Origin of the sequence: Salinihabitans flavidus, from assembly GCF_900110425.1 — a bacterium.
GTDB lineage: Bacteria > Pseudomonadota > Alphaproteobacteria > Rhodobacterales > Rhodobacteraceae > Salinihabitans > Salinihabitans flavidus.
Genome location: NZ_FODS01000014.1, coordinates 44,175 through 58,513 on the forward strand (window position 1 = coordinate 44,175; position 14,339 = coordinate 58,513).

Annotated in this window: 13 protein-coding genes; 3 read left to right on the forward strand and 10 right to left on the reverse strand. The window is 68.2% G+C overall.

Going from position 1 to position 14,339, the window contains the following annotated elements; genetic code table 11:
- Positions 1-164 precede the first annotated feature (164 nt).
- The 6 genes from lpxK to BMW66_RS12035 form a co-directional block, all read right to left on the reverse strand.
- Positions 165-1,148, reverse strand: a complete 984-nt coding sequence (lpxK, locus tag BMW66_RS12010) for a tetraacyldisaccharide 4'-kinase (protein WP_093118807.1) — start codon at positions 1,146-1,148, stop codon at positions 165-167.
- Positions 1,148-2,407 carry a 3-deoxy-D-manno-octulosonic acid transferase gene (locus BMW66_RS12015; protein WP_093118809.1) on the reverse strand — a complete coding sequence of 420 codons (1,260 nt, stop codon included), beginning with the start codon at positions 2,405-2,407 and terminating at the stop codon, positions 1,148-1,150. The genes lpxK and BMW66_RS12015 overlap by 1 nt, the downstream gene beginning before the upstream one ends.
- Positions 2,408-2,413: 6 nt before the next feature.
- Positions 2,414-2,656, reverse strand: coding sequence for a DUF4170 domain-containing protein (locus tag BMW66_RS12020; RefSeq protein ID WP_093118811.1), 243 nt, complete (start codon positions 2,654-2,656; stop codon positions 2,414-2,416).
- Positions 2,657-2,748: 92 nt separating this feature from the next.
- Entirely contained in the window at positions 2,749-3,528 is a 780-nt protein-coding gene (locus tag BMW66_RS12025; protein ID WP_093118814.1) for an inositol monophosphatase family protein, read from the reverse strand.
- Positions 3,515-4,861, reverse strand: a complete 1,347-nt coding sequence (locus BMW66_RS12030) for a TldD/PmbA family protein (protein ID WP_093118816.1) — start codon at positions 4,859-4,861, stop codon at positions 3,515-3,517. The genes BMW66_RS12025 and BMW66_RS12030 overlap by 14 nt, the downstream gene beginning before the upstream one ends.
- 156 nt (positions 4,862-5,017) lie before the next feature.
- Positions 5,018-6,529, reverse strand: a complete 1,512-nt coding sequence (locus tag BMW66_RS12035; protein WP_093118818.1) for a DUF2125 domain-containing protein — start codon at positions 6,527-6,529, stop codon at positions 5,018-5,020.
- A gap of 148 nt (positions 6,530-6,677) precedes the next feature.
- Here BMW66_RS12035 and BMW66_RS12040 point away from each other — a divergent pair, with 148 nt between their 5' ends.
- Genes BMW66_RS12040 through BMW66_RS12050 form a run of 3 tightly spaced genes read left to right on the forward strand, consistent with a single transcriptional unit; the run spans position 6,678 to position 9,245 of the window.
- A complete protein-coding gene (locus BMW66_RS12040; RefSeq protein ID WP_093118820.1) occupies positions 6,678-7,430 on the forward strand; it encodes an SDR family oxidoreductase in 753 nt (250 codons plus the stop codon).
- Positions 7,427-8,041, forward strand: a complete 615-nt coding sequence (locus tag BMW66_RS12045; RefSeq protein WP_093118822.1) for an enoyl-CoA hydratase/isomerase family protein — start codon at positions 7,427-7,429, stop codon at positions 8,039-8,041. The genes BMW66_RS12040 and BMW66_RS12045 overlap by 4 nt, the downstream gene beginning before the upstream one ends.
- 40 nt (positions 8,042-8,081) lie before the next feature.
- A complete protein-coding gene (locus BMW66_RS12050; RefSeq protein WP_093118824.1) occupies positions 8,082-9,245 on the forward strand; it encodes a TIGR03862 family flavoprotein in 1,164 nt (387 codons plus the stop codon).
- A 330-nt stretch (positions 9,246-9,575) separates the two neighbouring features.
- Here the strand turns inward: BMW66_RS12050 and BMW66_RS12055 are convergent, their stop codons facing one another.
- From BMW66_RS12055 to leuS, 4 genes are all read right to left on the reverse strand, one after another.
- Positions 9,576-10,163: a glutathione S-transferase family protein gene (locus BMW66_RS12055; RefSeq protein ID WP_093118826.1), complete on the reverse strand. Its 588-nt coding sequence runs from the start codon at positions 10,161-10,163 to the stop codon at positions 9,576-9,578.
- Positions 10,164-10,261: 98 nt separating this feature from the next.
- The gene (gene holA / locus BMW66_RS12060) at positions 10,262-11,287 is read right to left on the reverse strand and encodes a DNA polymerase III subunit delta (protein WP_093118828.1); all 1,026 of its coding nucleotides are present in this window, start codon (positions 11,285-11,287) and stop codon (positions 10,262-10,264) included.
- On the reverse strand, positions 11,284-11,778 hold the full coding sequence (lptE, locus tag BMW66_RS12065; protein WP_093118830.1) for an LPS assembly lipoprotein LptE: 495 nt from the start codon (positions 11,776-11,778) through the stop codon (positions 11,284-11,286). Before lptE ends, holA begins: the two co-directional genes overlap by 4 nt.
- Positions 11,765-14,305, reverse strand: a complete 2,541-nt coding sequence (gene leuS / locus BMW66_RS12070; protein WP_093118832.1) for a leucine--tRNA ligase — start codon at positions 14,303-14,305, stop codon at positions 11,765-11,767. The genes lptE and leuS overlap by 14 nt, the downstream gene beginning before the upstream one ends.
- Positions 14,306-14,339: the final 34 nt, after the last annotated feature.

Sequence of the window (14,339 nt, forward strand, 5' to 3'; positions counted from 1 at the left end):
GTCTTCTTCTTCCTTGTTTCGTGGTCTGGCCGGGCACCGGACGGAGGAACCGGCGGCCGGTATCTGCCATGACGTCGGCGCCGTATGATGACATGTGAGTGTGCCGGATGACGCCGTCAGGCAGTAGCTGTCCCTGTGGCCTGTTCGCTTGGCCAGCCGGCGCGTCAGCCGAACAGCCGCGACAGCGCGGCGTCAAGGGGTGCGCTGTCGTTCAGGCGCAGACGCACCGGCAGGGTGAGCACATGGGGCCGCAGGGCGGCGGGCAGGCGCACCGCGTCTTTCTCGGTGGTGACGAGCTGTGCGCGGTGGCGTTTGGCGTCGGCCTCAAGCCGGGCCAGAAGCGCGGGGGTGAGCGGCTGGTGATCGTCGAGCGCATGGGTTTGCAGCAGATTGGCCCCCAGCCCGCGCAGGGTGGCGAAGAATTTCTCGGGGTGGCCGATCCCGGCGAAGGCGAGGCAATCCATGTCCTGCCAGTCCATCCCGGTCTGGAGCGGCTCCAGCGCGCCGGTCAGGCGCGGCACGGCCACGGCATGGCCCCACAGGGCGGTGAAACGGTCCTGCGCCGGGGGCGGGCCGATGGACAGAATAAGATCGGCGCGCGCCAGTCCGGTGGCGACAGGCTCGCGCAGCGGGCCGGCGGGGATGCAGCGGCCATTGCCGAAGCCATGCGTGGCATCGACCACCACGATCGACAGATCCTTGTGCAGCGCGGGGTTCTGAAACCCGTCGTCGAGCACGATCGCATCGGCGCCCGCCTCTTGCGCCGCGCGCGCGCCGGCGGCGCGGTCGCGGGCGACCCATGTGGGCGCGAAGGCCGCCAGAAGGAGCGGTTCATCGCCGGTCTCGTCGGCGCCGTGGCGCCGCTCGTCCACCTGCACGGGGCCGGCGAGGCTGCCGCCATGCCCGCGCGAGACGACATGTGGCGTGTGCCCGCGCGCCTGAAGCTGCTGCACCAGCGCGATGACGGTGGGGGTCTTGCCGGTGCCGCCCGCGTTCAGGTTACCGACGCAGATCACCGGCACATCGGCGCGATACGGCGTGCCGCGCGCCAGGCGCCGGGCGGTGGCCGCGCCATAGAGCCAGCCCAGTGGCGACAGAAGCCGCGCAAGGGCGCCGGGCGCGTGGTCCCAGAAGGCGGGCGCGCGCATCAGCCCGCCCCGGTGCCGGCGCGGCGGCCATTCGCCGCGTCGTCGGGGCCGCCATCGAGGATATCCTGCACGCGGGCCGTGATCTGATCGGTGACGGTCGCGCCTTCGGTCACGATGTCCCAGCCGCCGCGCGCCATTGCGGCGGCCTGATCGGGTGCCATCAGATGGGTGAGCGCCTGCGCGAGGCTGTCGGCATCCTTCACGATCCGGGCCGCGCCTGCGCGCGCCAGACTGGAGTAGGCATCGAGATGGCGCCGCACCCCCGGACCGTAGAGAATGGCCGAGCCGAGCGCGGCGGCATCGTGGGGCGCGCGCCCGCCGTGTCCCGAGGTGAGCGAACTGCCCATGAGCGTGATCGGCGCGGCGCGATACCACAGTCCCAGCTCTCGTGGATCGGCGGAAATCAGGATCTGGTTGTTCTCCTGCGGCATCTCGCCCTCGTCCCAGCGGCACAGCCGCCAGCCTTCTTCCGCACAGGCGGCGGCCATCTCCTGCGCCGTGTGCGGGTTGTCGGGCGCGATCACCAGAAGCAGTCGGTGCGCAAGGCGAAGCGCGGCGCGGTAGGCGCGCAGGACGAGGCGAAGCTCTTCGGGCTGAAGATGGGCGGCGAGCCAGACCGGGCGGCCGGACAGCGCGCCGGTCAGCTCTTCGAGGTTCTGGGCATTGCAGCCGGGTGCGGGGCCGTATTCCGTGACCTGGCCGCTTTCCTCTATGCGGATGGTGCCACGGGTGAAGCGGCGCAGGCGCCGGGCGGCGTCATCGCTGCGGGCGAAGATCGTGTCGAAACACTGCAGGATCTGCCCGGCCGGATCGGGCAGGAACCGCAGGCGCCGGCTTTCGAGACTGGGGCGGTCGGCCTCCAGCAGCAGCAGGGGGATGGCCCGATCCTGCGCCGCCGCCAGAAATGCGGGGCGCAGCATGTCGCCAAGCCAGAGTCCGACATCGGGCCGCCAGTGATCGAGAAAGCCCGCGATATCGCCGGGATTATCGGAGGGCGCTTCGTGCACGAGCAGCGCCTCGGGCAGGTCAAGCGCGGCCGCTTCGCCGGCGGGCACGGTCAGCAAGGCCCGCGTGCCGTGGAGTTGTGCCATGAGCCGCAGGCCGAGCCCGGCCAGTGCGGCGGCCTTTTCGGGCCGGGTGGTGTGCAGCCACAGAAGGCGGCCTGCCGGACGCTCCGCAGCCGGGTCATGCTGGTGGGTGCGATCGCTCTCGCGGCGGGTCAGGGCGAGATAGGCCTTGAGGCTGAGAGAGCGGGACATGATGGGTCAGCCCAGTTCCTCTGTCGAGGAGGTGGGCGCTTCCTCGTCGCGCAGGCGGTGCAGATGCGCGATGAAATAGCGCGTATGGGCGTTATCGACGGTGCGCTGCGCCTCGGATTTCCAGGCGTTGTAGGCGCTGGCGTAGTCGGGGAAAATTCCGACGATATGGATGTCATCGACATTCTTGAACACGTTGCGGGTGGGGTCCACCAGCTCTCCGCCGAAAACGAGATGCAAACGTTGGGTCATGGGGGCGGTCCTTTGCGGTCAGGGGTGGCGCGAGGCATCGGGCGGCAAACTAGGCGCTCGCGGCGTGGGCGGCAAGGGGCCTGCGGACGTGGTCACATCGCAAGGCGGGCGATCAGGTCGGCGTGAAGGCGCGGTCCGGCCACCACCACCCCTTCGCTGCGCGGATCGGGGTTGTTGAAGCGCAGCGGTGCGCCGAAGCGGTCGGAGGTGCGCGCGCCTGCCTCGCGCCCGATCAGATCACCCGCCGCGATGTCCCATTCCCAGGTCGGGCGCAGGGTCAGCATCGCGTCAAAGCGCCCTTCGGCCACCAGCGACAGGCGGTAGGCGAGAGAAGGGCGGTGGCTGCGTTTGACATCGGGCACGCCGGAAGGCCAGTGAGCGGCGTCCATCGCCGGGCGGGCGGCGAGCAACTCCGCGCCGGTGAGCGTAGCGCGGTCGGAGACGGTGATGGGCGCGTCATTGAGCGTGGCCCCCGCGCCACGGGCGGCGGCGTAGAGCTTGTCGTGCAGGGGCAGGTAGATCACCGCGGCGATCACCTGTCCACGGTCGGCCACGGCCAGCGAATGGGCCCATGTGGGGGAGCCGTCTATGAAGCTTCTGGTGCCGTCGATGGGGTCGATGATGAACACCCGCTCGCAGGTGAGCCGGTCAGGGGTGTCGGGTGATTCCTCGCTCAGCCAGCCGTAATCGGGCCGGGCGGGGCGCAGATCCCGTTCCAGCAGGCGGTTCACGGCCAGATCCGCCTCTGTCACCGGACCGGCATCGCCGGGTTTGTCCCATGCCTGCGCCGAAGGGCCGGTAAAGCGGGTTGCGATTTTGCCCGCCGCAAGCGCCGCCGCGACCAGCAGCGCCAGATCGTCAGTCGCCGGCAAGGGTCAGCCCCTCGACCAGAAGCGAGGGCACCACGCGCGACAGCCATGGCCGCGCGTCGTTGGCCGGGGTGATCCGCATCAGCATCTCGCGCAGGTTGCCGGCGATGGTGCATTCGTTGACCGGATAGGCGATCTCTCCGTTCTCGATCCACAGGCCCGAGGCGCCACGCGAATAGTCGCCGGTGGTCGGGCTGATGGTGGAGCCGATGAGCGACGTGACGAGAAGCCCTGTGCCCATCTCACGCAGAAGATCGTCGCGCGTCTTGTCGCCCTGTGTCAGCGCGATGTTCCACGCCCCCGGAGAGGGCGCGGAGGACGGGCCGCGCGCGGCGTTGGCGGTGGAGGGCATGTCAAGTTTGCGCCCGGTGGCCAGATCGAGCGTCCAGCCGGTGAGCACGCCGTTCTCCACGATGCTGCGGCGCCGCGTCGGCAGCCCTTCGGCATCGAAGGGGCGCGAGCTTGTGGCGCGGGGGCGGTGAGGATCCTCGACGATCGACAGGCTTTCGGGCAGAACCTGCTGGCCAAGCGCATCGCGCAGCCATGAGGAGCCGCGCGCGATGCTGGTGCCATTCGCCGCGCCCAGAAAATGCCCGATGAGGCTTGCCGCGATGCGCTCGTCGAAGACCACAGGCCATGTGCCAGTATGCGGACGGCGCGCGCCCTGCCGTTCGAGGGCGCGGCGCGCGGCGGTGCGGCCGATGTCCTCGGGGCTGCGCAGATCGGACTGGAAAACGCGCGAATCGCCATCGTGATCGCGTTCCATCGCGTCGCCGCGTCCAGCGATGGCGATGCAGGAGGTGCCGCGTTCGCTTCGTTCATAGCCGCCCGAGAAGCCGTTGGTGGCGGAAAGATGGACCTGGGTGCGGCCATAGCCCGCGCTCGCGACCTGCACCTGACTGATGCCGTCCGATTCCAACGCGGCGGCCTCTGCGCGCTCGGCATCCGTGCGAAGCGCGTCGGGGGCGGGTTCGGGGGACGGGTCGCACAGCTCCAGTGCGGCGAGATCCCAGCCCTGCGCGAGTTGATCGGGATCGGCAAGGCCGATATAGGGATCTTCCGGCGCCTCGCGCGCCATGGTCACGGCGCGTTCGGCCATCGCGGTGATGGTCTCGGTGCGCGTGTCGGAGGCGGAGACATTGGCCTGCCGCTGCCCGATCATCACGCGCAGCCCGATGTCCACGGCCTCGGCGCGTTCGGCCTGTTCCAGCGTCCCCTCGCGCACGTCGATGGCCAGCGATGTGCCCTGCACGGCGATCGCATCGGCCGTGTCGGCCCCGGCCTTGCGCGCCGCGGCAAGCAGGGCGCCTGTCAGATCCTCCAGATCAAAGCTCATATCGTCTCCATGAAAGTGATGCCTGTGACCTACGGCCTGCCCACGCGGGGCGCAAGGGTTCGGCGGCTCGCGTGGAAACAGGCAGGCGGCTGCCCGCAATGCGGCAGGCATTGCGGGCAGATGGGAGTGTCAGGGGCCAGAGCGGGCCGCCACGTTTCAGCGCAGGCGCTGACCGTTGGCAAGCACCTGACCTTCCTCGTTGATCTCGATCGTCGAGGTGAGCTTGTCGTCGCCCGCAGGCACGGCGAACATGCCCATCATCATGCGCGCGCCGCTGGCCTGCTCCTTGGGCAGCATCCCCATCTCCACCAGCGTGTCGAGAAGCTGGTTGGCGCCGGTGAGACGCAGATCGAGTGCCCCCTCGGGCCGGGGCAGGCCATCGAAGGTTTCCGTGTCGGAATTGTCGAAGGTGAAATCGCCGGTGCCGGTCAGTTCCGCCCCGGCGACGTTCAGCCGCAGATCGTTGAGCGAGGCGCTGTGCAATTCTCCGGGCATCTCGTCCATCTCCTGCGCCTCTTCGCTCATCATGTTCATCAGCAGGCGCGCCGTGCCGGTGATATCGAGCGACAGTGTGGCCGGATCGCGCGGCAGCATCTGGCCGGGGTCGAACATGCCCCAGAGCGCGTCATCCACGCTGAGATCGGCCAGCCGCAGTTTCAGCCCGAAATCCTGCAAATCCTCGCTCTTGGCGAGTGGCAAAAGAAGGCCATAGGCGAGCTCCCCGATGCCGGCACTGATCGGAATCGGCAGCTCGGCGCCGGCCATGTCGATCGTCACGCCGCTGGTGCCGCCGTCATAGCGCATCCGCTCCTTGTTCATCGCGACCTCGAAAAATCCCGATTCGGAGGAGAAATTGCCCGATATCGGCTTCCCGCTCTCCATGCCGGAAAAAGCCATCGAGCCGCCGCCCTGTTCAAAGCGGCCTTCGATGTCGAACCCGGCGTTGAAGAATTCCTCCGGGTCTTCGGAGTCCATGTCGAGCGGCAGATCGCCACGGAAATCAAGGCTCAGATCGCGCATCTCGCCATTGAAGGAGGCCCGATCACGTTCAGGGTTCTCGAGATCCTGCCCCGAGAACATGTATGTCAGTGTCTCGGCGGAGATGGATTGACGGACCCGGCGCAAATCCGTTGTCGCCATGCTGGAGTTGCCCTGAACATTGTCCAGCGAGGCATCGAAACCGGCGGCCTCGACGACTTCTCCGTCCACCACGATTTCGGTCAGGGTGGCCCCCATGCTGTCGGCGGAATAGGCATAGCTGATGTCGCGCGGCGCGCCGGAGGCGGTCATCGCGAGGGTGTCATAGGTCAGATCCAGCGTGATATCGACCGCTTCCTCGTCCTCGGGGCGGAGGTTGATCACGAGCGGAGAGGAGGCGGGCATGATGATCTGCACCGTGCCGTCACCATTGTCGCGAAAGGCGATTTCCGACAGCGACACGGTGACGGTGCCGTCCTCGTCGGGAATGTCGCCGCTCATGGTGAGACCGGTGACGGTGAGCGTATCGCCGGACCGCGATTCGTTGCCGGAAACCTCATAGCCGGAACTGCCAAGATACCCTTGCCATGATTGCCAGACATCCTGCGGGGTGACATCGGCGAGAGCGCCTCCGCCGCTCAGGATCAGGGAGACGGCAGTTGCCGGGACAATATGATTTGATGGGAACATAACTCACCTTTCGCTTCGGGAAAATTTTTCACAGCTTCCGCCGATGCGCGCGCCGGGTCAAGGGGGCGTGCGGGCTGTCGGGGCTGGACCCGTGGCGCCGGCCGGTTTACCAGTTTGCGGCAGAACGCAGCACAGGCGGAGGCGCGATATGACCGACATGACGGGAAAGACGATTCTGATCACCGGGGCGAGCCGGGGCATCGGTGCCAGCGCGGCGCGGGTTTTCGCCGACGCGGGGGCGAATGTCGCGCTTGTGGCGCGCAGCGAGGAGGCGATTGCCGATCTGACCGCCGAGATCGGCGCGCAGGCGGTGGCGATCCCCTGCGACGTGAGCCGCTACTGGGAGGTGGAAAAGGCCATCAACGCCACCGTGGGGCAGTTCGGCGGGCTGGACGTGCTCATCAACAACGCCGGGGTGATCGAGCCGATTGCCCATCTGGCCGAGGCGGACCCCGACGGCTGGGCCCATGCCATCGACATCAACCTCAAGGGCGTGTTCCACGGGATGCGCGCGGCGATGCCGGTGATGCAGGCGGCGGGCGGCGGGTCGATCCTGACCGTGAGTTCCGGCGCGGCGCACAGCCCGATCGAGGCGTGGAGCCATTACTGCGCCTCCAAGGCGGGGGTGGCGATGCTGACCGCCTGCGCCGATCTGGAGGGGCGCGCGAAGGGTATCCGCGCCATTGGCCTGTCGCCCGGCACGGTGGCCACCGAGATGCAGCGCGAGATCAAGGCCAGCGGCATCAACCCGGTCAGCAAGCTCGACTGGTCCGACCATGTGCCGCCCGAATGGCCCGCGAGAACCCTTTTGTGGATGTGCGGGCCGGACGCCGATGACTGGCTTGGCGGGGAGATCGCGCTGCGCGACGAGGAGATCCGGCGCAGGGTGGGCCTGATTTGATCCAGCTGGACAAAGAGGCGGGCGGGCTCTGGATCGTGACGCTCAATCGCCCGGAGAAGGCCAATTCGCTGACCGAAGCGATGCTGACGGAACTGGCCGGGATCGCAGAGGGCGCGCAGGAGGCGCGGGGGCTGATCCTGACCGGGGCGGGCCGGGTGTTTTCCGCCGGGGCCGATCTTGACGAGGCGCGCGCGGGGTTGGCGACAAGCCCCTTGTGGGAAAGGCTTTCGGGCGCCATCGCGGCCCTTCCGGGGATGACGATTGCCGCGCTCAACGGCACGCTGGCGGGGGGCGCGACGGGCATGGCGCTGGCCTGCGATATGCGGCTGGCGGTGCCGGGGGCGAAATTCTTCTACCCGGTGATGAAGCTTGGCTATCTGCCGCAGCCGTCGGACCCGGCGCGGATGGCGGCGCTGATCGGGCCGGCGCGCACGAAGATGATCCTGATGGGCGGGCAGAAGATCGACGCGGCGGAGGCGTTGCGCTTCGGGCTGATCGAACGGATCGTGGAGGACGGGAACGTGGTGGCGGCGGCGCGCGAGATCCTGACCGATACGCTGGCCGCCGATCCGCGGATCGCCGCCGGGATCAAATCCGCCTGCGGGGGGTAGGTTTGGGCCGTGTTTCGCCTGTTTTTCAAGGGGATACCCCATGAGCCTTGCGCTCGTCATCGGGGGCGGCCCGGCTGGCCTCATGGCGGCGGAACGGCTGGCGGAGACCGGCGCGCGGGTGATCGTGGCCGAGGCGAAACCGTCGGTGGCGCGCAAGCTTCTCATGGCCGGGAAATCGGGGTTGAACTTGACGAAGGAGGAGCCGTTCGACCGCTTCCTCGCCGCCTATGCCGAGGCGGCGCCGCCCCTGCGCCCGATGCTGGAGGCGTTCGGCCCGCAGGCGGTGCGGGACTGGGTCGAAGGGCTTGGCCAGGATGTGTTCGCCGGGTCCACCGGGCGGGTGTTTCCAAAGGCGATGAAAGCCTCTCCGCTGGTGCGGGCGTGGCTGGCGCGGCTGGCCGGTCTGGGGGTGGAGATCAAGCCCCGCTGGCGCTGGATCGGGGGGGCGTATCGCTTTGATACGCCTCAAGGAATTCAGGAGGTTACGCCGGATGTGGTGGTGCTGGCCTGTGGCGGGGCAAGCTGGGCGCGGCTGGGATCGGACGGGGCATGGACGGCGCTGTTGGAGGATGTGCCGCTGGCGCCGTTCCAGCCGGCGAACGTGGGGTTTCGCGTTGCGTGGTCGGCGCATATGCGGGCCCATTTCGGCGCCCCGGTCAAGGGCGTGGCGCTGATCGCCGGGTCGGTGCGGTCGCGCGGGGAGGTGGTGATTTCCGCCGAAGGTCTGGAAGGCGGGGGAATCTACGCGGTGGCGCGTGCGCTGCGCGAGGGGGCGCCGCTTCACCTTGATCTGATGCCCGATGTGACGCAGGCGGAGATCGCGCGCAAGCTGGCGCGGGGGCACGGAAAAGCGTCCGTTTCCAATCACTTGCGCAAGGCTCTGGGACTCGATCCGGTCAAGCGCGCATTGCTGATGGAGGGCGCGCCCCGGCCCCTGCCGGAGCATCTGGCGCCGCTGGTCAAGGCGCTGCCGCTGCGCCTTGAGGGGCCGCGCCCGATGGATGAGGCGATTTCGGTCGCAGGTGGCGTGCGGTTCGCGGCGCTCGATTCGGGGCTGATGCTGCGGGCGCGGCCGGGGGTGTTCGTGGCCGGCGAGATGATCGACTGGGAGGCGCCGACGGGGGGCTATCTTCTCAATGCCTGTTTCGCCACCGGACGGTGGGCTGGCGAGCATGCGGCGCGGTTCCTGCGCGAATCAGGTTAAGCGGTTGAATTCGCAGAAAACGGCATGTCGGTAAAACGTCGGTATCGCGTCGGTATCACGTCGGTGGCGAGGGGCCCGGGAGACGCGGTGAACGCGGCGCACGGTGAGGGCGCGTTAACCTTTGTGCCGGTCGGCGGGGTTTGACCCAGCGGCGCGCGCGTGCCGCGCGCCCATTGTCATTTTTGCGTTCAGGCCACGCAGGCCCATGTCAGTTCGCGCTCGGGCCGCGCAGGCCCCGGGGCGCCGCCCCGGACCCCGAGGTATTTGGCCCGAAAAGACGACGGGGGGTTCGGCGGATCGGAGGGGGCGCTTTGCCTCTTGCGTGGAGCGTCAGGCGGTGGCGAGCGCGCGTTTGAAGGCCGGGCGGGCGCGGGCGCGTTTGAGGTAGGCGGCGAAGTCGGGGTTGTCCGCCGGAAACTCCGCCTTCATCGCCCAGCCGCCGCAGTGGGCCAGCAGGATGTCGGGGATGGTGAACGCCTCTCCCATCAGGAAGGGGCCTTCGCAGTCCTGCATGAGGCGGTCGATATTGCGGGCGTATTCCCATTTCAGCGGTGCCTTGATGGCCGGAACGCGATGTTCTTCCGGCAGAACGAAGCTGTGGCGGGCGGCGGTCCAGAGCAGGGCGTCCACCTCGTCGAGGATGCGGTGGGTGAAGGCGTCCAGCCGGGCGCGGTCGATGGTGCCCGCGGGGTAGGTCAGCGCGCCGTGCTTGTCGGCCAGATAGGTGAGGATCGCCGCCGAATCGGTGATCACGTCATCGCCGTCGCGGAAGATCGGCACCTTACCCGAGGCCGACAGGGCCGCGACAGCGTCGGAATGGGGCCCGTCCTGTTGATGGGTGTAGGGCTGGCCCAGTTCCTCCAGCGCCCAGAGCACGCGGAAGGTGCGGGTCGTGGTCTTGCCGATCACATCATACATTCGGGGGAGTGTCCTGTTGCCTGTGTTCTGTCGCGGCGGAGTGTTGCCGCGATTGCGGGGCCGGGGCAAGGGGGCGCGGCACGGGCCGGTTCGGGAGGTCAGCGCGCGCCGAGCCACGCCAGCCGCAGCAGCGCGCGTTCCACCAGCGCCATCGCGGGCGCGGTCTGCCCCGCCGAGCGCAGCGTGAGATCGGTGTCGGTGAGCAGGGTGAGCGCCTGTTCCAGCCTCGGCGCGCCCCAGTTCTGCGCCTGCCGCAGCATCCGGTCGCGCCGGGGGCCGAAGATCGGCGGGCGCATCCGCGCGATGCCCTGCGCCGCGCCGCCGGGATCGGAGGCGGCGGTGTAGAGCGCGCGGAAATGCCGGGTCGCGCCGATGCACAGGCCCACCGGCTGCACCCCCTGCGCCTGAAGCCGGCGCAGCACCGGGCCGAGATCGCCGGGCCGTCCCTCTGCCACGATGTGCAGCACGTCGTCGAGCGCGGCCTCGGTCGAGAGGGGCGCGCAGGCGGCGATGTCTTCGGAGGTCACGGGGGTGTCGTCGCCGATCTTGTAGAGCGCGAGTTTCTGGAGGGTCTGGCGGAAATCGCCCGGATCGATGCTGCGCGACAGGGCGGTGAGGTCGGTCATGGCGTCGCGGTCCAGATCGGTCAGCCCGGAGCGTTTCAGCTCCGCCTCGATCTCTTCGCGCGAGGGCGGATCGTCGTAGATGCCCGCCGCATAGGCGTTGGGGTGCGATTCGAAGAGCTTGCGCAGTTTCGATGTGGCCTTGAGCGCGCCGGCGGTCACGATCACCTGCGCGTCACCGGGGGCCCAGTCGTCCAGCGCGGCGGCGATGGCGGGGGCGGCGGTGTCGTTCGCATCCTCGACAAAGGCGGCGCGGGGGCCGGGGAAAAATCCCGCCGCCTTGATCGCGTCATGCAGCGCGGCGGGATCCTTTCGCAGGTCGCCGCCGGGCAGGCGGGTGAGGCGCATCTCCTCCTCTCCGGTCTCGCCGATCAGGGCGCGGATCACCTCTTGCCGGCGCAGGGCGACGCGCATGGCGTCGCCTCCGTAGATCAGAAGGCCGGTGCGGTCGGGGTCCGGCCGGGCGAAATAGCGCGGGGCGTCGCGGGGCGAGAGTTTCATTGTGGCAGGCGGGCGGCATAGGCCATGAGGTTCGCGGTGACGCGGTCGGCCAGAATGGTCATCAGCCGCTCGCGCGCGTCGGCGCGGGCGGCGCGGGTGGCCACGGTGCTGCCGGTGGTGGAAAAGCCGGTGAAGCTGTCGACGCGTCCCGATGTCAGCTCTTCATCGGTGCCCAGATCGCGCAGGGTGTAGCGCAGATCGCCCAGCAGGTTGTAGCGCGTGGTGCGGTTGTCGGAGGTGACGGCCATCGATTCGCGCCGCGTGGTGAGCGCGAGCGAGAGCCCGTATTGCGGTGCCTGCGCGCGGCCCAGCCGGTTTTCCAGTTCCCGCACCAGAAGGTAGCTGTCGCTGTCCGTGGGCTCGTCGATCAGGATGCGGTTCTGAAGCTGCGACGCGCCGCCCGATGGCCCGTAGGCGGGCGTGAAGCCGCAGCCGCCCAGAAGGACGGCGGCGGACAGAAACAGGAAGCGGCGGCGGTCAGATGACGACATTCACGATCCGTCCGGGGACGACGATGAGTTTTTTCGGCTGGGCCCCGTCCAGCACACGAATGACAGCTTCGTGCGCGAGGACCAGCTTTTCAACCTCTTGTTTGGGCATATCGCGCGGCACGCTGATTTCCGCGCGGCGTTTGCCGTTGACCTGAATTGGCAGGGTGACGTTTTCCTCCACCAGCATGGCCTCGTCTGCCTGCGGCCACGGGGCATTGAGCACAAGGCCCGTCCCGCCAAGCATCTGCCATATCTCCTCGGACAGGTGCGGGGTCATGGGGGACATGAGCTGCGCGAGGGTGCGGGCGGCCTGCTGGCGGGCCTGCGCGCCGGCCTTCGATCTGGCGAGCGTTCCGGTGAAGGCGTAGAGCTTGGCGATGGCGGCGTTGAAGCCGAAGGCGTCCACGCCGAGGGTCACGTCGCGGATGGTCTTGTGCATCTCGCGCAGCAGCTCGTCGTCGCCCTGTCCTTCGCCCTGTGCCTGCGCGATGTCGGAGGCGAGGCGGTGGACGCGGGCGAGGTGTTTATGCGCGGCCTCGGCGCCCGCGGCGGTCCACTCCACGTCACGTTCCGGCGGGCTGTCGGACAGTACGAACCAGCGCGCGGTATCGGCGCCGTATTGCGAGATGATCGTGACGGGATCGACCACGTTGTTCTTGGACTTCGACATCTTGGCGGAGGGGACGATGTCCACCTCCGTGCCGTCCTTCAGAAAGGCGCGGCCGTCGCGCAGCGTCACCTCTTCGGGATAGTGATAGACCGGGCGGCCATCGGCGCCCCGGCTTTGATAGATGGCGTGAGTCACCATGCCTTGGGTGAAGAGCGCGTCGAAGGGTTCCTTCGACTTGGCGGGCAGGTGGCCGGTCAGGTGCATCGCGCGGGCGAAGAAGCGCGAATAGAGCAGGTGCAGGATCGCGTGTTCGATGCCGCCGATATACTGATCCACGTTCATCCAGTAGTCGGCATCCTCCATCACCGTGGGGGTGTCGGCGTGCGGCGCGGTGAAGCGGGCGAAATACCACGAGGAATCGACGAATGTGTCCATTGTGTCGGTCTCGCGCCGGGCGTGGTTGCCGCAGGCCGGGCAGGCGCAGTCGCGCCATGTGGGATGGCGGTCAAGCGGGTTGCCGGGCTGATCGAAGCTGACGTCATCGGGCAGGCGGATCGGCAGGTTCTCTTTCTTCTCGGGCACCACGCCGCAGGCGTCGCAATGGACCACGGGAATCGGGCAGCCCCAGTAGCGTTGCCGCGACAGGCCCCAGTCGCGCAGGCGGTAGTTGGTCACCCCCTTGCCCCAGCCCTGCTGCTCGGCAAAGCGGATCGTGGCGTCGATCGCCTCTTGACCGGTGGCTACGTCGATGCCGGTGAAATGATCGACCCAACGCACCTTTTCGGTTTTCGGCGGGATGAACGCCACGTCGCCGACCGGCGTATCGTCGTCCAGCGCGAAGAAGGTGTTCCTGACCGGCAGCCCGTATTTGCGCGCGAAATCGAGGTCGCGCTGATCGTGGGCGGGCACGCCGAAGATCGCGCCGGTGCCGTAGTCCATCAGGATGAAATTGGCGATCCAGACCGGAAGCTCCCAGTTCGGATCGAGCGGGTGGCGCACGGTCAGCCCGGTGTCGAGGCCGACTTTCTCGGCCTTCTCAATGGCCTCTTCGGTGGTGCCGCCCTTGCGCATGGCGGCGACGGCGCGGGCCACGGCGGGGTCTTTCGCCTCAAGCTCCCGGGCCAGCGGGTGATCGGGGGAGATGCCGATGAAGGAGGCGCCCATGAGCGTGTCGGGACGGGTCGTGTAAACCTCGATCCCGCCGCCGTCCGTGCGCTCAAAGGAGAATTGCAGCCCGCGCGAGCGCCCGATCCAGTTTTCCTGCATCAGCCGGACCTTGGCGGGCCAGTCGTCGAGCGTGTCCAGCGCGTCGAGAAGCTCGCCGGAGAAATCCGAGATGCGGAAGAACCACTGCGTCAACTCGCGCCGCTCCACCTCGGCGCCGGAACGCCAGCCGCGTCCGTTCTCCACCTGTTCGTTGGCCAGAACGGTCATGTCCACCGGGTCCCAGTTGACCACCGCGTTCTTGCGATACACCAGCCCCTTTTCGAGAAAGTCGAGGAACAGCGCCTGTTGCTGGCCGTAGTATTCGGGATCGCAGGTGGCGAACTCGCGGCTCCAGTCAATCGACAGGCCCAGCGGCTTCATCTGGTCGCGCATGTCGTCGATGTTGGAATAGGTCCAGTCCTTGGGGTGGCCGCCGCTCGCCATCGCGGCGTTTTCGGCGGGCATTCCGAAGGCGTCCCAGCCCATCGGGTGCAGCACGTTGTGCCCGGTCGCCCGCTTGTAGCGCGCCACCACGTCGCCCATCGTGTAGTTGCGCACATGGCCGATGTGAATGCGTCCCGACGGATAGGGAAACATTTCCAGCACGTAATACTTCGGCCGGGTTTCGTCCCGTTCGGCCCGGAATGATCCGGCCTTGTCCCAGGCCTCTTGCCATTTCGCTTCGATCTCGGCGGCGGTGTAGCGCGACATGCGGACGGTCCTTCGCAACTGGGCGTGTTGGGAT